The sequence below is a fragment of the Myxococcus eversor genome (assembly GCF_010894455.1).
GTDB classification, from domain to species: domain Bacteria; phylum Myxococcota; class Myxococcia; order Myxococcales; family Myxococcaceae; genus Myxococcus; species Myxococcus eversor.
The window spans coordinates 565,778-587,615 of record NZ_JAAIXY010000002.1; the positions used below are offsets into that span (position 1 = coordinate 565,778).

15 protein-coding genes are annotated in these 21,838 nt (G+C 68.8%); 6 read left to right on the forward strand and 9 right to left on the reverse strand.

Features of this window, described 5'->3' with window-relative positions:
* Positions 1–141 precede the first annotated feature (141 nt).
* Positions 142–3,186: a carboxypeptidase-like regulatory domain-containing protein gene (locus tag G4D83_RS05790; protein WP_163863579.1), complete on the reverse strand. Its 3,045-nt coding sequence runs from the start codon at positions 3,184–3,186 to the stop codon at positions 142–144.
* 253 nt (positions 3,187–3,439) lie between these two features.
* Between G4D83_RS05790 and G4D83_RS05795 the strand changes: the two genes are divergently transcribed.
* The 3 genes from G4D83_RS05795 to G4D83_RS05805 all read left to right on the forward strand — a co-directional run bounded on the left by G4D83_RS05795 (position 3,440) and on the right by G4D83_RS05805 (position 6,981).
* Positions 3,440–4,381, forward strand: coding sequence for an ABC transporter ATP-binding protein (locus tag G4D83_RS05795; RefSeq protein ID WP_163863581.1), 942 nt, complete (start codon positions 3,440–3,442; stop codon positions 4,379–4,381).
* Positions 4,382–4,473: 92 nt separating this feature from the next.
* On the forward strand, positions 4,474–5,235 hold the full coding sequence (locus G4D83_RS05800) for an ABC transporter permease (protein WP_163863583.1): 762 nt from the start codon (positions 4,474–4,476) through the stop codon (positions 5,233–5,235).
* A 99-nt stretch (positions 5,236–5,334) separates the two neighbouring features.
* Complete coding sequence (locus G4D83_RS05805; RefSeq protein WP_163863585.1) at positions 5,335–6,981, forward strand: serine/threonine protein kinase; 1,647 nt, start codon at positions 5,335–5,337, stop codon at positions 6,979–6,981.
* Between the two features lie 24 nt (positions 6,982–7,005).
* Here G4D83_RS05805 and G4D83_RS05810 read toward each other — a convergent pair whose 3' ends face one another.
* From G4D83_RS05810 to G4D83_RS05835, 6 genes are all read right to left on the reverse strand, one after another.
* Complete coding sequence (locus tag G4D83_RS05810) at positions 7,006–8,589, reverse strand: carboxylesterase/lipase family protein (RefSeq protein WP_163863587.1); 1,584 nt, start codon at positions 8,587–8,589, stop codon at positions 7,006–7,008.
* Positions 8,590–8,915: 326 nt separating this feature from the next.
* Positions 8,916–9,491 (reverse strand): imm11 family protein, encoded by a 576-nt coding sequence (locus G4D83_RS05815; RefSeq protein ID WP_163863589.1) that lies wholly within the window; start codon positions 9,489–9,491, stop codon positions 8,916–8,918.
* A gap of 263 nt (positions 9,492–9,754) precedes the next feature.
* Positions 9,755–11,185, reverse strand: a complete 1,431-nt coding sequence (locus G4D83_RS05820) for a M20 family metallopeptidase (RefSeq protein WP_163863592.1) — start codon at positions 11,183–11,185, stop codon at positions 9,755–9,757.
* A 196-nt stretch (positions 11,186–11,381) separates the two neighbouring features.
* A complete protein-coding gene (locus G4D83_RS05825) occupies positions 11,382–12,617 on the reverse strand; it encodes a discoidin domain-containing protein (RefSeq protein ID WP_420826617.1) in 1,236 nt (411 codons plus the stop codon).
* A 309-nt stretch (positions 12,618–12,926) separates the two neighbouring features.
* A complete protein-coding gene (treZ, locus tag G4D83_RS05830) occupies positions 12,927–14,792 on the reverse strand; it encodes a malto-oligosyltrehalose trehalohydrolase (protein WP_163863598.1) in 1,866 nt (621 codons plus the stop codon).
* Positions 14,793–14,922: 130 nt separating this feature from the next.
* The gene (locus G4D83_RS05835) at positions 14,923–15,423 is read right to left on the reverse strand and encodes a hypothetical protein (RefSeq protein WP_163863599.1); all 501 of its coding nucleotides are present in this window, start codon (positions 15,421–15,423) and stop codon (positions 14,923–14,925) included.
* A 217-nt stretch (positions 15,424–15,640) separates the two neighbouring features.
* On the opposite strand from G4D83_RS05835, the gene G4D83_RS05840 reads away from it, so the two are divergent.
* The gene (locus G4D83_RS05840) at positions 15,641–16,786 is read left to right on the forward strand and encodes an AAA family ATPase (RefSeq protein WP_163863601.1); all 1,146 of its coding nucleotides are present in this window, start codon (positions 15,641–15,643) and stop codon (positions 16,784–16,786) included.
* 132 nt (positions 16,787–16,918) lie between these two features.
* On the forward strand, positions 16,919–17,302 hold the full coding sequence (locus G4D83_RS05845; protein ID WP_163863603.1) for a DUF5335 family protein: 384 nt from the start codon (positions 16,919–16,921) through the stop codon (positions 17,300–17,302).
* A 131-nt stretch (positions 17,303–17,433) separates the two neighbouring features.
* Here the strand turns inward: G4D83_RS05845 and G4D83_RS05850 are convergent, their stop codons facing one another.
* A complete protein-coding gene (locus G4D83_RS05850; protein WP_163863605.1) occupies positions 17,434–18,243 on the reverse strand; it encodes a M57 family metalloprotease in 810 nt (269 codons plus the stop codon).
* A gap of 491 nt (positions 18,244–18,734) precedes the next feature.
* On the opposite strand from G4D83_RS05850, the gene cls reads away from it, so the two are divergent.
* On the forward strand, positions 18,735–20,189 hold the full coding sequence (cls, locus tag G4D83_RS05855) for a cardiolipin synthase (protein WP_163863848.1): 1,455 nt from the start codon (positions 18,735–18,737) through the stop codon (positions 20,187–20,189).
* Between the two features lie 13 nt (positions 20,190–20,202).
* On the opposite strand, the gene G4D83_RS05860 is transcribed toward cls, so the two are convergent.
* Positions 20,203–21,597 carry an MBL fold metallo-hydrolase gene (locus G4D83_RS05860; protein ID WP_163863607.1) on the reverse strand — a complete coding sequence of 465 codons (1,395 nt, stop codon included), beginning with the start codon at positions 21,595–21,597 and terminating at the stop codon, positions 20,203–20,205.
* Positions 21,598–21,838: the final 241 nt, after the last annotated feature.

Sequence of the window (21,838 nt, forward strand, 5' to 3'; positions counted from 1 at the left end):
ACAGCGCACTCAAGGCGAGAGAATCCCGGAGCCTCCCATCGCACGCTCGGCGCCCGACGTCCGCCAGGGAACACCCCCGCGCACCGCCTCCAGGGAGTAACCCCCGGAGGCGGTGTCGGACCTGCTCACCTCAACCGCGACTCAGAGCGGGCACGGGTCGGCGGGCGTCCACCCGGCGATGCCCGCGTTGGCCAGGACGTTGGGCTGGTGCGGCGTCGTGCTCAGCCAGAAGTTCTGGTACGTGCGCTTGGCGTGGGGCATGCGGCGGGACGGCCCGCACACCGCGCCGTAGATGCCGGTGCGCTCCTGGAAGTCGTTGTTGACGCCCGCCAGGCTCCAGTACCGCCAGCTCAACTGATTCTCGCGCGTGCTGTGGCAGGCGCGGCAGGACGGCGCCTGCACCTGGAGGTACTCGTTGCTCTTGCCGGACGCGGCCCAGTTGGGCTGCACGTAGGTGGAGTTCTGCGTCGCGGCGGGCAGCGTGACACCGCCGTACCAGCCCTGCACCAGCTCCTGGATGGTGGTCGTCACGTTGGTCTCCAGCACCGCCTTGTTCAGCTCCCGGAACTGCGTCTCCTGGCTCGCGCGGGAGAACGGGAAGATGCCGCTGACCGGGGGCGACTCGATGGTGGAGTAGCGATAGCTCTCCAAGTCGAACGGGATGAAGCGCGCGTTGAGGTCCCGGCGCGGGTCCGTGGAGAACGCGTCTCCGCCGTGGCAGACGTTGCACAGGTGGGGCACGTACTTGTCGCCGTTGCCGTCCAGGTCCGCGCGGTCCACGCGGTTGCCCGCGGCGTCGAAGACGTAGAACTTCGTGTATGGCGTGGTCGGCAGTATCGTCGGGTGCGGGCTGTACTCCATGGCCACCGTGGCGATGGGCGCCACACCGGCGGTGGCGAAGTCCACGCTGGCGTGGTTCGTCACGTAGAAGGCCCGATTCGCACCCGAGCGCTTCATGTGCATGCTGCGCCCGAAGCCCAGATCCCCGTTGTTGAAGTAGTAGGCCGCGGCGTCGTCCGCGCCGAAGCCGCTGGCCGTCTTCCACGTCGCCAGCGTCAGCTTCGTGCTGCCCGGGTCGATGGCCGCGTAGTAGGCCGCCGCCGCCACGGCGTCACCAGTGCCGTAGTTGTTGAGGAAGTTCGTGGACGCGGGCACGCCCAGCGTCAGCGTCACGTCCGACGTGCAGACGGAGTACGGATAGGGCACGGTGATGGCGTTGGTGCTCGGGTTGCCGGGCCCCGTGGAGGGGTTCTGCGTGGCGGTGCTGATGACCAGCCCGTTGGAGTCGAGCACCTCGATTTTGATGACGGTGCTGGCGGGCAGGCGGGTGATGGCGTTGAGCGCCGCGTCCAGGGTGGTGGTGTACACCGTGGGGCCGGCGGGGATGGTGATGCGCACCGACAGCGGCACCGGCAGGCGCCCGGTGTCGATGTGCACGCGCATGCAGTCCGCGCCCGTGGAGACGATGTCCGCGTTGAACACGGAGAAGTGCGGCACCGCGCCGACGTAGGTGTCTCCCTGCAGGAACAGCGTGCCCTCCTCGCTCCACACGCCCTTCCCCTCGTCGTAGAACCACAGCGGCATGGACGCGGGCGTGCCGGCCGGCTGCTCCGCCTGCCTGGGGTCCACGGGGAAGGACACCTGCGCGGGCGACTCCTTGCGCAGGTTGAAGCGGCGTCCCTGGCCATCAAAGATGTTGACCTCCAGCGCGCCGAAGCTCGTCAGCGTCACCACGTTGCCCTCGCGGTCCACCGCGGACAGGTCTCCGGGCATGCGGCCCTCCGGGTCCTTCAGGTCCACCGGCGCCAGCCACGCCGTGAGCGGCTGGTCCGCCGCGTTGCCATCCGAGTCCACCAGCGAGTTGGCCTGGAGCGTGAGCAGCACCGGCCGCTGGTCGCCCGACGGCGAGCGCGCCGACAGCGTCATCGTCTCCTGGGGGTTCACCGTGAAGCGCTGCGCGGACACCAGGCGGTACTGCCCCTCCGGCGCCTCGTTCAGCAGGATGCGCGACAGGAGCTGGAAGCCGGTGGCGCGCACGTTGAGCACATACCGCGCCGACTCCTCCACCATGAGCTGGAAGCCGCCCCGTGCGTTGGTGATGGCCTCCTTGTTCCCCACCGTCACCCGCGCCCCGCCCACCGGCTGGCCGCTGGCCGTCAACACCTGCCCGCCGAAGTACGCCACCGGGCCCTGCGTGCTCACGCGCACCTCGCTCGTCGCCACGCCGCCCCGGTTGTCGGAGACCACCGCCCAGACGCTGAAGCGTCCCTGGACCGAGGGCAGCGTCCACAGCACGTCCGAGCCCTGTTGCGCCGACACCACGCCCGAGCCCGCGGACGCCACCCAGCGCCACGTCAGCGCGTCCCCATCCGCGTCACTCGCCAGCGCCGTCAGTCGCACCGTCTCGCCCGGCAGCGCGTTGCGCAGCGCCTGCGTGTTGCGCCAGGCCACCGGCGCTCGCAGCACCGGCCGCGCATTCCGGAACGTCAGATTCCGCTGCACCGCGACGCTCCCCATCTGCACCGACGACGAGACCTGGTCGGCCTCCACCCGCGCCACCACGTTCCAGGTTCCCGCCGGCGCGTCGCCCACCGCGTACTGGCCCAGGGCGTTGACCTGCACCTCCGAGGACACCGTGGCGCTGGTGGCCGGGTTCACCAGCCGCACCCGCGCCGCCACGTTCACCCCCAGGAAGCTGCTCTGCGTCAGGGGCACCGAGCCGTCTCTCAGCAGCGCGTTGCCCCACAGCAGGGGCCGCACCGGCACCAGCGGCAGGTGGATGGGCATGACGAACGTCTCGTCCGCCAGGCTGAAGTTCGTCGTCTGGCACCCGCTGACGAAGCCCGGCGCGCTCCAGCACAACCGGTACGTCGCCGCCGGCTGACGCGGCACCCCGAAGAAGCCATGCACGTCCGACAGCACGTGCACGCTGTCCACGTTCGTCGCGACGTTGCGCACCCACAGCTCCACGTTGGGCAGATACACCCGCCCCGCCCAGCCCGACCCGAAGGCCTGCGTGTAGACGTAGTTGTGCACCTCCGCCCCGTCGTTCACCGCTGCCTGCGCCACCACGCGTGTCGTGTCCGCGCCACCCGGCACGGCCGGCTCCCGACTGCACGCCACCGCGACGACGATTACACTCAAAGTGAAGACCATCCGCGCACGTGCGCGCTTCAGACCTGGCATGAAGTACCCCCGCTTCTGTTGAATGACTCCCGGGCGTCAGGCGCCGCGTCCCTCGGGGGACTCCCGCGCCTCCTCGCCTCCGGGCCGGCGTGGAGCCTCAACCGTGTCAAACCTTGAACATAATGGAAAACCACTATTTCGTGACGCGAGCCGCCACGGAGCGTATGGGTCGCCGCGACCCGCCGGGGACGGTGTCCAGGCGGGGTGCGGGAGTTCTGACGGCGGAAGGCCGAGGTGTTAGGAGAAGCGCGCCATGTCGACGCCTACTCCCGCCCTCGAGCTCACGGGGCTCACCAAGCGCTACGGTGACTTCACCGCGTTGCAGCAGATGAACCTCACCATCCAGCCGGGCGAAATCTTCGCGCTGCTGGGGCCCAACGGCGCGGGCAAGACGACGATGATTGGCAGTGTGTGTGGCCTGGTGCGCAAGACGGCCGGCACCATCCGCGTCTTCGGCAAGGATTTGGACCAGGACGCCGTGGGCCCGCGCTACCAACTGGGCCTGGTGCCGCAGGAAATCAACTTCGACCCGTTCTTCACCGTCGCGGAGTCCTTGCGCATCCAGTTGGGCTTCTACGGCCAGCGCCAGGACGAGGCCCGCGTCGACGAGGTGCTCAAGGCCCTCAACCTGTACACGAAGAAGGACTCGCTCACGCGCGCGCTCTCCGGCGGCATGAAGCGCCGGCTGCTCATCGCCAAGGCGCTGGTGCACAAGCCCAAGCTCGTCTTCCTGGACGAGCCCACCGCGGGCGTGGACGTGGAGCTGCGCCGGGACCTCTGGACGTACGTGCGCAAGCTGGCCTCGGAGGGCACCACCATCCTCCTCACCACCCACTATCTGGAGGAGGCCGAGGAGCTGGCGGACCGGGTGGGCATCATCAACGAGGGCCGCCTGCTGATGGTGGAGGACAAAACCACGCTGCTGCGCCGCTTCGGCGAGAAGCGCGTCGTCGTCACCTTCCAGGAGCCCCAGACGACGCTGTCGGAGGCCACGCTGCGCTTCGCCCCGCGCCTGTCCGAGGACGGCCGCTCGCTCACCTACGTGGAGCGCGAGGGCGCGGCCCCCGCGGGCGAATTGCTGCGCGTGCTGTACGCGGAGGGGCAGCCCATCGCCGACGTGGAGACGCGCCGCTCCCGCCTCGAAGACGTCCTCATCGAGGTCCTCCGGGGCCGCCCCACGCCCCAGGCCGCCTGACCTTCCTTCCTCCTTTCCGCGCTCCCGCCCCCCATCGCGAGGCCCGTCATATGGGTCCGCGAAGGCGACACGCGCCACGCAGAGACACCACCATGAACGTCCTCGGGATGCAGACGCTGTTCGTGAAGGAGGTCCGGCGCTTCATGCGAGTGCCGGGGCAGACCGTCCTCTCACCGCTCATCAGCACCACGCTGTATTTCATCGTCTTCGGCTACAGCATCTCCGGCCGCGTGCACGAGGTGGAGGGCTCGCCGTACCTGCACTTCATCGTGCCGGGCCTCGTGTTCCTGGGCATCGCCAACAACGCGTTCCTCAACAGCTCCTCCTCGCTGTTCATCACCAAGATTCAGGGCACGGTGGTGGACCTGCTGGTGGCGCCCCTGGGGCCCGGCGAGCTGATGGCGGGCTTCATCGGCGGCGCCATGGTGCGCGGCCTCGTCGTCGGCGGCCTGACGTGGGCCGTGGCGGGCGCCTTCGCCGGCTTCAGCCTGGAGCACGCGTGGGTGGCCCTGTACTTCCTGCTCATCGCCTCCTACGTCTTCAGCATGCTGGGCATGCTTGCCGCCGTGTGGGCGGAGAAGTTCGAGCAGATCAACTTCTTCCCCACCTTCGTCATGCTGCCGCTCACCTTCCTGGGCGGCGTCTTCTATTCCGTGCGCGAGCTGCCCTCGCCCTGGAACACCGTCAGCCTCTTCAACCCCATGGTCTACATGGTGGAGGGGCTGCGGTACGGGATGCTCGGTCGCAGCATCTACTCGCCCCTGTTCGGCGGCGGAATCCTCGCGGGTGTCGCCGTGGTGGCAACCCTTGTCGTGTACTTCGTGCTCCGCTCCGGCTACAGGATGAAGGCATGAGACCTACCCAGACCTTCATGTCCCCATGTCACCATGGGGTGACACCCGACTGCTCATTTCCCGCACGGTGAGAAAGGGAGATATTCTCCCGACCACATCATGGCGGTGCCATTCGGTAAGTACGAGTTGCTGCGGAAGATTGCCTCGGGAGGCATGGGACAGGTGTTTCTGGCCCGTGAGCATGGAACGGGCTTCGAGCGGCTGGTGGTCCTCAAACTCATCCTCCCGCACCTCGCGGAGGATGATGAGTTCCTCTCCATGTTCCTGGATGAGGCCGGGCTGGTGGCCCGACTCACCCACCCCAACCTCATCACCATTCTCGACCTGTCCCAGATAGAGGGACGGCACTGCCTGGCGATGGAGTACGTCCAGGGCGACGACGTGCGTCGACTGGAGAAGTTCTCCCGCGCGCAGAACAAGCCGATGTCGGTGGGATTGATTCTGCGCGTCATCGCGGATGCCGCGGCGGGTCTTCACTACGCGCATCAGGCGCGGGACGTTCAGGGCCGGCCCATGCGGCTGGTGCACCGCGACGTGTCACCGCAGAACATCCTGGTGGGCTTCGACGGCGGCGTGAAGGTCATCGACTTCGGTGTCGCCAAGGCGGCCACCAGCAGCGCCAACACGGCGACGGGTGTCCTCAAGGGCAAATACCCCTACATGTCCCCCGAGCAGGCCAGCGGCCTGGCCATCGACGCGCGCAGCGACTTGTTCGCGCTGGGCGTCGTCATGTGGGAGATGCTGACGGGCAAGCGGCTCTTCAAGGGCGACTCGGACTTGATGACGCTGCGGCTGGTGAAGGACTGCCAGGTGCCGCGCCCCTCGCAGTTGAACCCCAAGCTGCCGCCGGGGTTGGACGAGGTGGTGCTCAAGGCGCTGGCGCCCACGCCGGACGAGCGCTACCCGGACTGCGGCGCCTTCCGGCTCGCGCTGGAGGACTACACGCTCAACCTGCGGCTGCCCTCCAGCAGCGCGCACCTGTCGGCGTACCTGCGGGAGCTGTACGCGGACCGCATCTCCACGGAGACGGACCCGGCGAAGCTGGACCAGCTCGCCGAGGACGCGGACCTGGACTCGCGCTCCAACTCGTCGCTCAGCGGCGTGGGGGGCCCGGCCGGGCGCACGTCCGCGTCGCGGCAGCACCCTCGCAACGTGACGCCGGGGACGCGCTCGCGGCAGCAGGCGGCGGCCGCGCCCGTCGGGGCCGTGGTGCAGGACCGCACGCGCGGCACCTCGCCCATGGACCGCGCGCCCAGCGAGAAGACGCGCCGCATTCCGTGGCTGCCCGTCGTCGCGGCGGGGGTGGGGCTGCTGCTGGCGGGCACGGCCGTCGCCTTCCTGCGCGGACCGGCGGACGCGACGACGCAGCCGGTGACGACGACGACGCAGCCGGTCCACGTGGAGCGAGAGCCGCCTCCGGCTCGGCCCGACAAGCCCGCGCCGGAGCCGGTGAAGATGACGGAGGTGCTCGTCACCACCGAGCCCGCGGGCGCGTCGGTGAGCGTCGCTGGCGAGGCGCGCGGCTTGACGCCCACGACGCTGTCGCTGGAGCAGGGCGCGCCCATCGTCGCGGTGACGCTGACGCTCGCGGGCTACGAGCCGGTGACGCGCGAGGTCTCCGCCGCCGACAGCGAGCTGCACCTGGAGCTGCGGCGCCAGGGCGGCAAGTCCCCTGGCACCACCAGCACCAAGCGCCCCGGAGGTTCCCAGCAGGGTGGGAACCTGGGCATCAAGACGGGCCGCTGAGTCGGCCCGTCTCCGCGGGCCCCTCTACGGAGTGGCCTGCGGTCTCGGCTTGCCCTTCGCGGCCGACGTCGACGTCGACGAGGACGAGGTCTTCTTCGGCAGCGCGGGCGGCGGCGGCTTGGCGAAGGAGTCGATGAGCGGCATGACGAGCTGGGCCAGGTCCAGGATGGGCCCCTCGAAGTCGTCCACCATCCTGACGGTGGTATCCAACCTCAAGAGCTTGTCGCTCTCCGCCGTGTGCTCGGTCCAGGCGACGCCGCCCACGGGCCCGGGCGTGCCGGTGCGCAGGAACTGGACGAGGGACTCCACCAGGTGGCTGGTGAACTTCCGGTCCTCGTCCTGGAAGAGGTCTCCCGTCGGCGGGACGTGGTCGGCCGTCTCCAGGAAGTAGGAGACGTCTCCGCCGTGGGGCACGCCCAGGGGCTGCCGGGGCGCGAGCATCTTCGCGCGGTACTCGAAGTAGTAGCGCCAGGCGTGGGCGCCGTGGTGGGAGTGGAAGGTCGCCAGGTGGCGCGGCGTCACGGAGAAGACGAAGTCGCGGCACATCCGCCGGCCAATCTCCCGGTCGTCGCTCACGTCGGGGTAGAGCTGGCGAATCAGGCCACCGAGGTCCCCCAGCTTGTCGATGATGGTGGCCGGGTCGATGCCGAACGAGGACACCACGCTGGAGTCATCGCTCGTGCTGCCGAGGATGAGCGGCAGCTTGAGCTGCGAGCCCATCTCGAAGCTCTCGCGAATCGTCTGGGGGAGCACCGAGTCCCCGTAGATGGGGCTGGGCGCGTTGACGCTGTCCGAGGGGAGCGTCCAGAACTTCTCCGGGTCCAGCTTGCGCAGCTTCTCCATGGTGGCCTGCTGCCAGGGGACGCCCTGGTGGTGGGCGAAGGCCACGCCTGAGAGCTTCGCGTCCGCCACGGACTTCTCCTGGATGACGTACGAGCTCATGGCCACGCCGCGGCGGAAGGGGTTCTTCTCCCGGATGAGCGGCGAGGTGAAGAACGCCAGCACGCTCTTGGCGCCGGCGGACTGGCCCATGATGGTGATGTTGCTGGGGTCTCCGCCGAACTGGGCGATGTTGTTCCTCACCCACTCCAGCGCGAGCATCTGGTCGAGGATGCCGAAGTTGGCCGGGCCGCCCGGGGCCTCCTTCTCCAGCTCCGGGTGGGCGAAGAAGCCCAGGTGTCCCAGGCGGTAGTTGAAGGTGACGAGCACCACGTCACGGGCGGCGATTTGCGTGCCGTCATAGGGGGGCACGCAGCCGGAGCCGATGATGAAGGCGCCGCCGTGAATCCAGAACAGCACGGGCAGCTTCGCGCCCGGGTCCGTCTTGGGGGTCCACACGTTGAGGTAGAGGCAGTCCTCGGCCATCTTCCCGGGGTCACCGCCGCCGCCCTCGATGCAGGCCTGTCGGGACTGGAGCGCGGAGGGACCGAACTCGAGCGCGTCACGGGGGCCGGTCCACGCGGGGAGGCGCTCCGGGGCGCGCCAGCGGAGGTTGCCCACGGGAGGCTTGGCGTAGGGGATGCCCTTGAAGACGGAAACCTTCCCTTCCACCTTGCCTAGCAGCTGGCCTTCCTTCGTGGTGACCGGGGGCGTCTTGATGACATTCATGGTCTGGCTCCGTTGGGGGGTGAGTGAGGACGTGTCCACGTGCGTGGGCACACGGTCGGAGCCGGGAGAAGGACTACCTGTCGAGGAGCTACGCGAGCGAATCGCCTGACCACCGTCCGGGTGGGGTGCGTGACATAGGATTTCGGCGCAATGCCTCGCAACCCGCGCGGCGAGAGGTTCACGACAAGCGCGGGCTATGAAACAGAGCCCGTGTGACACACCTCCCTGGAGGTCCTGACGACTGTCGGCCGGAGCGCGGAGAGGGTGCCCCGTGGGGTCCGCGTGTCGTCTGAATGTGACACTTCCGGTGGAGCCCGCACCGCCGCTCAGACTTCCTCGAACTTCGCCCCTGTGACTTTCGCGCGCTCCAGGGCGAGCTTGATGTCCTCGGAGACGATGAGGGCGACGGACCACCCCCAGGTGCGGAAGACCTTCGCGCCGCCTACTTTCGTGCGGTCGATCCGCATCCCGTAGACGCTGCGGTACATACCGAGCTTGTCCGGCCGTTCATCCTCGGGCTGCCAATACAGTGCCTCTTCCGAGGCCTCGTCATCGATGCACCGGATAAGCTTGGTGGCCACGAGGATTTGATACCCATCCGGGCAGCCTTTGATGTCGACGGGTATCAATTGCACATCATCGGGAACCAACTCCGTGAAGAGGGCGGCCACCCGGATGTTGACAACGGGCGACATGCCGGCGCCAGCCGTGCTGTAGTCCAATTTCTTCCCGGGCTCGTCGATGGTGAGCGTCAGGCGGCCCTCCACGTGAGCTGGCCGCCCCGACGTGAACTCCCGGATGTCCTCCACCTCCTGGCCCTGCCCGTTCAGCGGCTCTCCCAAAGACCACTTCCCGCGCCGCATGTCAGGCCTGAGTCTGAAGTATCGAGATGGATTCGGCATGATGGACTTCCTAGATTTCTCAAGGGTCCTGAGTCAAAAGTCCGTGGATTCTGGTTCCTGGGGTCTGCGCTTCTTTGGCGAGGCTGCACAACACACTCCGAAGCGTCATGGCAGGCCTCGGCAAGAGGCCCGCGGCAAGGCGGGCAACCCCAGCCAGTACCAGACGACACTGACAGGCAACCCAAGGAGTACAGTCGCCTGAGCCATCTATACCGCCGCTCCCCAGGATGGGAGCGGCGGTAAATACAGACACCGGCGACGACCTACCGCTTGAAGTGGTCCGCGATGACGCTGGCCACGCAGCACGTCAGCTTCTTGCCGGTGGGGACATGCAGGAACTCGTTGGGGCCGTGCGCGTTGCTGCCCGGACCCAGCAGACCGGTGATGAGGAATTGCGCCTCCGGGAAGCGCTCGCCCAGCATGCCCATGAACGGAATCGTGCCGCCCTCGCCCATCGCCATCGCCGGCCGGCCGAAGTACGTGCCGGACGCGGACTCCACCGCGCGCGACAGCCAGCCCGCCAGCGGCGGCGCATCCCAGCCGACGCTCGCCTTGTCACCCTCGAAGCTCACCTTCGCGCCGTACGGCGGGTTCTTCTCCAGCGCATCCTTGAGCGCCTTCTGCGCCGCCTTCGGCTCCAACCTCGGAGGAATGCGCATGGACAGCTTCACCGTGGTGAAGGGCCGCAACACATTGCCCGCGCTCTGGAGCGGCGGCAGGCCGTCCACGCCCGTCACCGACAGCGCCGGCCGCCACGTGCGGTTGAGCACCAGCTCCGCGCCGTCGTCCGACATGGGCTGCATCCCAGACACCCATGGGAACTTGCCGAAGACCTCCTCGCCCAACACCTTCGCCGCCGAGCGCGCCTGCTCCTGCCGCTCCTTCGGAATCTCCACGTGCAGGCCCTGCACCGTCACGCGGCCCGTGCCCTCCTCCTCCACCCGCGACAACACCTGGCGCAGCACGCGGAAGGACGACGCCACGATTCCGCTCGCGTCACCGGAGTGCACACCCTCGGTGAGCACGTCCACGCGCAGGTTGCCCGCCACCATGCCGCGCAGCGACGTCGTCATCCAGAGCTGGTCGTAGTTCGCGCAACCCGAGTCCAGGCACACCACCAGCGACGGCTTGCCGATGCGCGGCGCCAGCGCCTCGATGTACGCCGGCAAGTCGTAGCTGCCGCTCTCCTCACACGCCTCGATGAGCACCACGGTGCGCGCGTGTGCCACGCCCTGCTCGCGCAGCAGGCGCAGCGCCGTCAGCGACGCGAAGGCGGAGTAACCATCATCCGCGCCACCCCGGCCGTAGAGCTTGTCGCCCTCGCGCACGGGGGTCCACGGCGTCAGACCCTCACGCCAGCCCGTCATCTCCGGCTGCTTGTCCAGGTGGCCGTACATCAACACGGTGTCGTCGCCGCGCGTGCCGGGCACTTCCATGTAGATGACCGGCGTGCGGTCCTTGCCCTGCTCGTCCTTGAGGCGGATGACCTCCAGCGTGAGGCCCGGCAGGTGCGGCGCCTGCGCGCGGCACCACTCCGCGATGAGCTGCACCGCGGCTTCCATGTGTCCGGCCTTCACCCAGTCCGGGTCGAAGGCAGGCGACTTGTTGGGGATGCGGATGTAGCGCTCGAGCGCCGGGAGGATTTCCTTCTCCCAGATGCGGTCGGAGGACTCGGTGGCGGTCTGGACATTCATGGCCGCGATGCTGAGCACGGGACGCCGCCCCTGTCGACACCGACAAACCCAAGGCGAAGCCGGTGGAGCCCCGCCCCACCGGCCTCCCCTGCTCCCGGCCTGATGGCCTCCATCGAAAGGCCTGTCATGGCCGCTCGATGACAGGGGCACGAGGCACCACCGTGCCCCCTGGAAGCACCGCGTCAGCGCCCGCGCGTCACGGCTGGATTTCGCGCACCGTCAACCACTTGAAGTCCACGTCCGTGGCGTTGTCCCAGCGGAACGTGGCGATGGGGCCGCCCCAGGTAATGGGCATGGCCCCGGTGCCGCCGCCGCAGTGCTGCGCGTCACCGCCCCAGGTGCCCGAGTCGACCATGTCGTAGACCTTCTTCCACGTCACCTTGTCGGCGTTCTCGTTGACGTACATCTCCAGCCGCACGGCCTCCTTGCCGCTGACGGTGGTGTTGCGCATCACCGCCTTGAAGCCCACCCAGCGGCCCTTCAGCGCGGACGTGGCCGCCTTGTACGCGGCCTGCTCGTAGGAGACATGCCACGTCTCCTTCTGCCAGCGGGCGCGGCCGTCATAGTGCAGCCCCGCCTTGTAGCTGCTGCCCTCGCAGCCCGAGTGGTCGTCGTTGTGCTTGCCGCCCCGTGCGTACCAGTCGAAGTTGTCCTTCACGTCGGACGTGGCGTTGAGCTTCACGAAGCCCGTCATCTCCACGTTGCGCCAGTCATTGGCCGCCTGCATGTAGCCCCGGCTCGCCAGCACGTCCCGGTCATACGTGGGAATCTTCCGGTCGTCGTAGCCGGTGGACGTGTAGACGAGCAGCCGCACCGCGCTGTTCTTCATCTTCCACGAGCCATCCGAGTTGCGGGTCATCGTCTTCTGCGGATTGAAGCGCGCATCGGACGTCGCGTTGTCCGCCAGCGCCCACGACTCGCCCCCGCTCTTGGACGGGTAGAGCATCGTCACGCCGAACTTGTCCTTGCTGGTGGACGGCGGCGTGCCGACGTCGGTGGTGATGGCCGCCAGCTCGGAGATGCTCGCCCAGGTGTTCATCGTGCTGCCGTTGACGGTGATGCGCACGTAGCGCGCGCTCACCGGGGAGAAGGACACGCGCTCGAAGGCCGTGCGCTTCCCGGACGAGCTGCCCGAGGACACCTGCGTCCACGCGCTGCCATCCGTGGAGGTGGAGACGACGAACTTGCTGGAGCGCTCATTGCCTCGGAACCAGGCGATGTCCACCGCGCTCACCGACTTCACGGCGCCCAGGTCGCCGCGCAGCCACTGCCCCACGCCGTCGCTGGACCAGCGCGTGGTGAGGTTTCCGTCGATGGCATTGGCGGGCACGTTGCCGTCGTTCCCACTGGCGGTGACGGCGACGAAGCCGCCCGCGGCCAGCACGGGCGTGGTGAGCGCGAAGGCCGCGAGTGCGAGCGCGCGACACGGCATGCGCCAGCGAGCTCCCAGCCGGGATGAGGTCCTGTGGTGTGGATTCAAGTTGCTACCTCGAGTGAGGCCACCGAGAGCCACGACCCACCGGACGGTCAGCACCGCCCCGGCACGCCGCGTTCCCCCCGCGGCGCGTTGGCTTTCCTCCGTCGACGCGCGCCAGGGAGCTCAAGGTCTCCTCACGACGCGCCGCCCACGGTGTTGATGTCTCAACGTTCGGACTGCGGCGCCAATACCCGAAGGGGTGACAGGTCATTCCCATCACTCACCCCTTCGGGCAAGCCCGCGGTCGTCTGGACGCCAGGGCGACTACCGCTGACTCACGAAGCGCGACACGACGGCGGACGGACCTTCCAGCCGCACGACTCCGTCCTGGAGCGGGGACGTCCGGGTGTCGCCCCCGAAGCGCGGCGCCTCGCTCCACAGCACGACTTCGGCGTCGGGAGGGACGCGGTGCTCCACCTTGCCGCGCAGGCCGAGCAACACCTGGAGCACCTGCCCGCCCCCTCGTCGCTCCAACACCAGCGCCTCCGGCCCCACGGCTCGCGCGTCGTACGTGCCGCGCCGCGAGTCCTTCATCGCGGGCTCCGTCGCGCGCAGGTGGAGCAGCTCGCGGTAGAGCGCGCGGATGCCCGAGTGCCCCGGCTTCTGGGCCTCGCTCCAGTCCAGCCGGGAGCGCGCGAAGGTGGCTTCCGACTGCGGGTCCGGCACCTCTTCGCCAGCGAAGCGCGCGAAGCCCGCGAACTCCTTGCGCCGGCCCTCGGTGACGAGCCGCCCCAGCTCCTCGTTGTGGTCCGTGAAGTAGAGGAACGGCGTGCTCGCGTTCCACTCCTGGCCCATGAAGAGCAACGGCGTGTAGGGCGACAGCAGCAGCAACGCGCTCATGGCGCGGAAGGCGGCGGGGGATACGTCATGTCCCAGTCGCTCGCCCAGCGCGCGGTTGCCCACCTGGTCATGGTTCTGGAGGCAGTACACGAAGGCCGAGGGCGAAAGGCCCTCCGCGCGCGTGCCCCGCGCATGCCCCTGGTTCTTCGACACCTGGCCCTCGTAGAACCAGCCCTGTCGCAGCGTGCGCGCCAGGTCCTCCGCGCTGCCCGTGTAGTCCTGGAAGTAGCTCTCGCTGTCCCCCGCGAAGGCGCGCCGCATCTGGTGGTGGAAGTCATCCGCCCAGACGCCGTCCAGCCCGTGGCCTCCCTCGGACGCGGGCAGCATGAGGCGGCGCTCGTTGCGCTCGTCCTCGGCGATGATGATGACCCGGCGTCCCGGCGCGCTGGCCCGGGCACGCTCGGCGATTTCGGTGAGCAGGTGCGACTCTGTCTCGTCGACGATGGCGTGCGCCGCGTCCAGGCGAAGGCCGTCCAGGTGGTAGTCGCGAATCCACATCTCCACGTTGGAGAGCACCATCCGCCGCACGGGCCGGCTGTCCTTGCCGTCGTAGTTCACCGCGTCGCCCCACGGCGTGTGGTGGCGTCCGGTGAAGTAGTGCGGCGAGTACGCGCGCAGGTAGTTCCCGTCCGGTCCGAAGTGGTTGTAGACGGCGTCCAGCAACACGCCCAGGCCCTGCGCGTGCGCGGCGTCCACCAACCGGCGCAGTCCCACCGGGCCGCCGTACACCTGCGCGGGCGCGAAGAGGTCCACGCCGTCGTAGCCCCAGTTGCGAGTGCCCGGGAAGCTGGCCACCGGCAGCAGCTCCAGCGCGGTGATGCCCAACTCCTTGAGCTCGGGCAGCTTGGAGATGAGCGCCTCGAAAGTCCCCTCGGGCGTGGCGGTGCCCACGTGCACCTCGTAGAGGACGAGCGACTGGGGCTCCACGCCCTTCCAGCCCGCGTCCGTCCACGCGAAGTCCGGCACCACGACTTCGGAGGGGCCGTGCACACCCTGCGGCTGCGAGCGGGACCACGGGTCCGGGAAGGGCCCCGCGCCATCCACGCGCAGCTTGTAGCGCACGCCCGCGCCCTGTCCCTCCAACACCGCGCTGAAGTAGCCGTCGCGCTCCGCGGTCATCGGCAGCACGCGCCCCGGCTCGCCGCGCGCATCGTGGAGCACCACCTCCACGCGCTCGTGACTGGGGGCCCAGACCCGCCACCGCACCTTCGGGCCTGCTTCCACCCACGCGCCGAGCGAGGGAACCTTCGCCTGTTTCGCGTCCGCCTTCTTCTCCGCCAGAGCACCCATTTGAGTGTTCTGTAATGCGCCCGCGCGCCTCAGGGGAGCACTTGCGCGCGGACGAAGCCCACTCTCCCATCAGAGATGTTCACGGGTGGGCGTTCACTCGGTGAGGCCCCCCCGCGCGCCGACCGCCCGTTCAAGCGGGCGAGGAGGACTCGCGGTGCAGCAGGAAGGGGAACGTGAGGTGGCGCAGCACCGGCAGCTCCAGGTGCGTCATCGCCAGCAGCGTGCGCCCCTCCAGCCAGCGCAGCTCGTCCACCCAGGGACGCCACTGCCGCCCCACCTCCGGCGTGTACTCCACCTGGAGCGACGTGCGCCCGTCCACTCGCGACGTCCCCTCGCGAATCACCAGCGGCACGGCCCGCCAGATGCCACCCACGCGATTCACGAGGTTCGCCCCCTCGCGTCCTCCGGGGGCGATGTCCTTGCCCCACCAGCCACGCATCCCCAGCACGCCCAACAGCCGGTGCGCGAAGCCCTGGAACCAGGAGGGCCCCAGGAGCTCCGCCCGGTAGCGTCCAGGAAGCGCCTCCCGGGAGGGCGTGGGCAGACGGGTGAACAGCAAGCGCCACTCGCGCAGCGTGTGGTGCTCCGGTGCGAGCGCGAGGGGGGGTGCGACTTGGGTCGTGAGGCTCATGCCCGGACGCTAAGCAGCGTGTCCTGGCGCGCGCAGCCATCCGCGCCCGCCCGCCCGGCCCACGAGAAGGCTCTTCTTGACCCGCCCCTCCGTCCGCCCACGACGGGGGCGCGGAGGACGCGAGGTCGTCGGCCTGCTTGTGGACGCCCCGAGCCGCCTGGATGATGCGGCCCGGCCCGGAAGCCTTCCGGTCCGCCCTCCCCTGGAGCCGCCTGGAATGCCTGTCGCCCGCCATGGCCTGGAGTCACGGCCTGTCCCTCGCGGTGAGGATGTCCGCGAGCGTGTCGCGGCCCTTGAAGTCCTCTCCCCCCGCGAAATCGACGCGCGGCTCACGGACCTGGGCTACCGGGGGCAGGAGGAGGCGCGACGCGCGGCCTCCGTGCTGGCCTACCGCCACCTGCGCCGCATCCGCCGCCTGCACCTGGAGGGACTCGCACCCGAGCCGGGCATGCGCGAGAACTGCATGTTCCTGGGGCCCACCGGCTCCGGCAAGACGTTCCTCGTGGAGCTGCTGTTCCGCGAAATCCTCGCCGTGCCCACGGTGCTGGCGGACGCCACCCAGTTCTCCGAGACGGGCTACGTGGGCGACGACGTCAACACGCTCCTGTCGCGCCTGTATGAAGTCGCCGACAAGGACGCGGACTGGGCCGCGTGCGGAGTCATCTGCATGGACGAGTTCGACAAGCTCGCCACCAGTCGCTCCGACAGCCGCTTCGCCGGACAGCAGACCACCAAGGACGTCAGCGGCTTCGGCGTGCAGCGCAGCCTCCTGCATCTGCTCTCCGCCGCCAGCGCGGACTTCCCTCCGGACTTCGGCTTCACCAGCCGGCTCCAGCCGGACACGATGGAGCTGTCCTGTGTCACGTTCATCGCCTGCGGCGCCTTCAGCGGCCTGCGCTCCACCGCGGAGGGCATGACGCGCACGGAGCGCCTGGGCTTCGGCCGCGAGCCCCAGCACACGCGCGAGGAGTCCATCGCCGTGGCCGTCACCCAGGAGCAGTTGGAGCAGACGACGGCCTTCGCGCGCTACGGCTTCATCCCGGAGCTCATCGGCCGCTTCAACCGGCTGGTCTCCTTCACGCCGCTGGACGCGGCCACGCTGGGCGACATCCTCCAGAACAACGTGCTGCGCTCGTACGAGCGCGAGTTCGAGCAGGAGGGCCTGCGCCTCCAGGTGGAGCCCGCCGTGCGCGAGCACATCGTGACGCGCGCGCTCAAGCGGGAGACGGGCGCGCGCGGCCTGCGCACCACCCTGGGCCCGCTGCTGGAGCAGACGGCCTACGAGCACTTCGGCCGGCAGGGCGCCGCCTCCACCGTGCGCCTGGTGCTGGACGGCGACTCGGTGCGCTCCCTCACCGAGTAGCTCCCGAGAGCTCGCGAGCCAGCGGGAGCCTGTCGGCGGCTCGGACGGCGAGCGGGCGGGCGGGCCCGGCTGCGTCCAGGCCCGCACGAGCCTTACGGTCTACTCGGGAACGCCAACACCGGAGGGAGACACATGGCGCACACGGACCACACGCGAGAGATTCCCCGGGAGGGCTGGGCGGACTATCTGGCGCTGCTCTCCAACATGGAGAAGGAGCACCCGGTTCGCATCGAGGTGGAGGGGCTGGACCTGGGAGCGCAGTCGGCCGTCAAGGGCGGGGCGCTCGTGGAGATCAGCCTGGAGGAGAAGGGCAGCGACAAGGGCGTCGTGGCCATCATCATCGACAACCCGGACGGGGAAGACACCCACCGCATCCAGAAGCCGGAACACATCTACGCGGACGAGAGCGAGAGCGGCGAACTGGAGTGCCTCGACATCGAAAGCGCCGAGGACAATACGAAGACGCTCATCTACTTCGGCGAGGCCGCGACGGCCGGCGCGCGAAACATGGACTGACGGGCACGGCCACGCAGAAAGGCCGGAAGGCACCCCCCTCCGCGGGAGAAGGAACCTTCCGGCCTGGGGCCTTGGCCCCCACCGCCACTCACGTGACGAGGAGAGCCTTGGCCGGGTGAGTCGAACTCAAATCACGGGTACAGCGCGCGAGCGCCCGTCTTGTCCAGGCTGGTCAGGACGAGGTCGCCCGTCTGGGTGCCGTTGCACTGGGGGTAGTGCATGACCGACGAACGGTCATACGCCGTCAGCGCGCGCCAGTTGGCGTCCTCGTAGCAGGAGTTGCCAGACACCGTGTGCTCGTGACGGAAGCCGAGCGTGTGGCCCAGCTCGTGGCGCAGGATGCCCGCCAGCGTCCAGGGCGAGATGCTGCCGAACGCCGTGTTGTCGATGAGCACGTTGCGGCCCGAGCGAGCCGAGTTCGGGAAGAACGCGCGCGCCAGGTACTGGCCACCGGAGTTCACCGGGCGGATGTCGAACAGCACGCCCGTCTGGGACGCGGTGCAGCTGGCGTCGTAGCTGGTGCTGTGGACGAAGTTCACGCTGGCGGTGGCCTCCCAGGCCGCCGTCGCGCTGTTCATCGCCGTGACGACCTTCGCCTTGTTCGTCGTACCGAAGGTGCTGCTGACGCAGTAGGTCAGGTTGCCCTTCTGCGCGGCGCTCCACTTCACGTCGCCACCCAGGTAGTAGACCTTCAGGCCGTCTTCGCTCGAGCCCGTGTCGGTGTTGACGTTGTTGTCGAAGTAGGCGCGCAGCTCCTCCTCGCTGTCCACGGCCTGGTCCATGTTGAAGATCCACTTGCCTTCCGGATCCTGCACGGCATTCGCGCGGAACTCCTCCCACGTCATCTTCGGCGCCTGCGTCTCGGAGGCCTCGGGGCCACCGCACGCGGTCCCCAGAAGAGCGACACCAGCCAGCAACGCCATCGAGCGGAACTTGAGCATTCGGATTTCCTTGGACCAGCAACTGCGGGGGATGCGCCCTCCACCTGGTTCCTCCACCAGCCGCGGCACGGCGCGCCCAGCCCATGAGCAACTGTCGGGCCAAGAACGTCTCACCATGGCAAAAACCGCTATAAAGGATTAACCTGGAGTATCCGCACTCCAGGTCCCAAAGCCAGAATGTAAATGGACCTGACAGAGGGTCCTGGAACCTGCTGGAGTGATTGGAGTTTCTTCTCGCCGGCGGGACTGTTCGAGAACCGGACAATGCTGTCCGCGAATCAGTCAACCGCCCCGGGGTCGAAGGAAACCTGGACAGGGGCCCCTCGTCCTCGCATCCGGAGCGGAAAGGGTCAACCACCATGCACGCGCCGTCAGGATGCGTCAAGCCGCCTCGACGCGGCGCGGCCAGACAGGGCGGGGCTCACCGCGCTGCGCCGTGACGCGAGTCCCATGTATAGCCGGAGCGGTCCGTGTCCTCTCTCCTGCTCGACATGTCCGTGGTGGTCACCTGGCTGGAGGTGGCGTGGCCGCACGTGGCGGCGGTGCTGACGGTGCTGGTGAGCGTGCTGACCAGCACGCACGTGGTGCTGCGCAAAAGGGACGTGCGCGCGGCGGTGGGCTGGGTGGGGTTGGTGTGGCTGGTGCCGGTGCTGGGCGCGGTGCTCTATCTGTTGTTGGGCATCAATCGCATCCGCCGGCGCGCCCGCTCGCTGACGCCCCGACGGGAGCACGGGCTGTTCCCGCCCATCCGAGGCGTGGAGGCGGTGGTGGCGGAGGGCGTGTCGCGGGTGAAGCCGGAGGTCGCCCACCTGGCGCCGCTGGCGCGCCTGGGGGACGCGGTGCTGCACCGGCCGCTCTTGCCCGGCAATCGAATCACGGTGCTGGAATCCCAGACGGACGCGTACCCGGCCATGCTGGAGGCGATTGCAGGCGCGCGCGCGTCCATCTCGCTGTGCAGCTACATCTTCGACAACGACATGGCGGGCCGGCACTTCGCGAGCGCGCTGGGCGCGGCGGTGCGGCGCGGGGTGCAGACGCGGGTGCTGGTGGACGCGGTGGGCGCGCGCTACACGTGGCCGACGATTCTGGGCCGGCTCAAGCGCGAGGGCATCCACTCCGCGCGCTTCCTGCCTTCGCTGATGCCCTACCGGCTGCCCTTCATGAACCTGCGCAACCACCGCAAGGTGCTGGTGGTGGACGGGCTCGTGGGCTTCACGGGCGGGATGAACATCCGCGAGCACTTCTGGCCGGGCGAGCAGGCCGCGCGTGACTTGCACTTCCGCCTGGAGGGTCCGGTGGTGGCGCAGCTCCAGGAGACCTTCGCCGAGGACTGGGTCTTCACCACGCGGGAGAAGCTGACAGGGGATGCGTGGTTTCCGGAGCACGCGCCGGTGGGCGCGGTGCTGGCGCGGGGGATTCCGGACGGGCCGGACGAGGACTTCGAGAAGCTGCGCACGGTGCTGTTGGGGGCGCTGTCCATCGCGCGGGCGTCGGTGCGCATCGTCACGCCGTACTTCCTGCCGGACGCGGCGCTCATCACCGCGCTCAACGTGGCGGCGCTGCGCGGAGTGCGCGTGGACGTGGTGCTGCCCCGGAAGGGCAACCTGCCCGTGGTGCAGTGGGCCAGCACCGCGCAGCTCTGGCAGGTGCTGGCGGCGGGGTGCCGGGTGTTCCTCACCGAGCCCCCCTTCGACCACACCAAGCTGATGGTGGTGGACGGAGAGTGGGGGCTCATCGGCTCGGCGAACTGGGACCCGCGCTCGCTGCGGCTCAACTTCGAGCTGAACGTGGAGTGCTACGACGCGGAGCTGGCGGGGCGGCTGAACGCGGTGGTGGAGGAGCGGCTGTCACGCTCGCGGCCTCTCAGCCGCGAGCAGGTGGATGGCCGGCCCCTGCCCATCCGGTTGAGGGATGGGCTGGCCCGGCTCCTGTCTCCGTACCTCTAGCGGGCGCGGCGACTCACAGCAGCGCGCGCCGCATCTTCCAGAAGGTCTCCTTGGCGGTGCGGAACGCCGTGGAGTCCGACGGGAGGAGCGTGCGCAACAGCTCCGCCGACTGCGTCTGGAGCGGCCTCACGCAGTGCGCCTCCACCTGGCCGCGCAGGAAGCCCACCGGGTCCCTGCGGCGGTACTCGGAGAAGTACGTCTTCAGCTCGTTGCGCGTGCGGGCCTTGCCATTGTCCGCGTACTTGGCCACGTAGGGGCTGAAGTCGGGGTACAGCCGTCCCTCGCCGAAGTCGCCGTGCAGCGTCGTCTTCATGAAGTTGCCGATGAGCAGGTCATCGAAGACGCGGTAGCGCACGGCCGTCATCAGCGAGTTGCGCGGGGCCTCGAAGGTGATGCCCCGGCGGAAGCGACGGCGGTGGAATTCGATGACGTGGTCCTGGCCGCCCACGCGGAAGCGGAGGAAGTCGAGCACGGAGCCCAGGTGCTCAATCGCTCCGAAGTACTCGCGCAGCGTCCGGGCCTCGTCGGCCTCCAGCATCTCGCTCCAGTCGTCGCCGAACTCCTTCGGGTCCACTGGCAAGAGCGCGTGCTCCGGGGGACGGATGAGCTGCTTGTCGTCCTTGGAGAAGTCGCAGCGGATGAAGGCGGGCAGGAGCGTGCACGTCTCGGACTCGAAGCCCCGGCCGTAGTCCTCGAGCGTCGTCGTGTACTCGGAGGCCCACATGGAGTCGGCGCGCTGGTACTTGTGCATGGAGCTGAAGGGCACGAAGAAGCGCGCGCCGTAGAACTCCGCCTGCCGGGCGATGGTGCGCCCCACCGGCGTCTTCGCCGCGGCGTAGGGAATGACTCGCTGCCCGTCCTCGGTGAAGTAGTTGATCATGTCCGCGTCGCCGTAACCGGACAGGGCCAGGAGGTATGACTCGTCATACCGGCGCACCATGCTTCGCACGAAGCGGCCCCAGCCCCGGTCGCCCGCGTCGTTGAGGTTGACGACGAGCCGCCCGTCCACGTCGACCAGGAGCACCGCGTCCTGGTTCATGTCGGGGATGCACAGGACGCGGATGCGCGGGGACAGCTGCGTCCACACGCGGTCCACCAGCACGTGCACGTTGAAGCCCTGCTCGCGCAGGTCATCGCGGATGCGCCCGCCGAAGTGGTTGGGCACCAGAATCGTCTGCTCGCGCAGCTTCTCCAGCGACTCCGCGCTCAGGTGGTCCGGGTGGCCATGGGACAGCCACACGTACTGACAGCGCTGGATGGTGTCTCGCACCTCCTCGGGAATCTCGTGGGACAGCGTCCAGCTCCCGAAGTACGCGGCGCCATGAGTCCATGGGTCGGTGACCAGTACGGGTCCGTTGTCGTGGCAGATGAGTGTGGCGTTTCCGATTGTCTCGAATCCGAGTTCCATCTTCCGCTCCCCCCTCGTGCTGCTGCTGCGGTTGCTCGCCATCGTGGTAGCTGGGCCGAAAGGTGACGCGAGGGCTCGGGGCGACACAGTGCCCTCGCGGGCAGGGAAAAGGACTTCGCGCCCGGCAGGTTGCTCCGAGCGGTGAGCGAGAGAAGATGTTTTCCGCGAGTGTGCCGTCACCCGTGCCCACGCGAGGCGGTGACGCGGCCCGCGAGGGCACCAACGCCCCACTTGCGAGGGT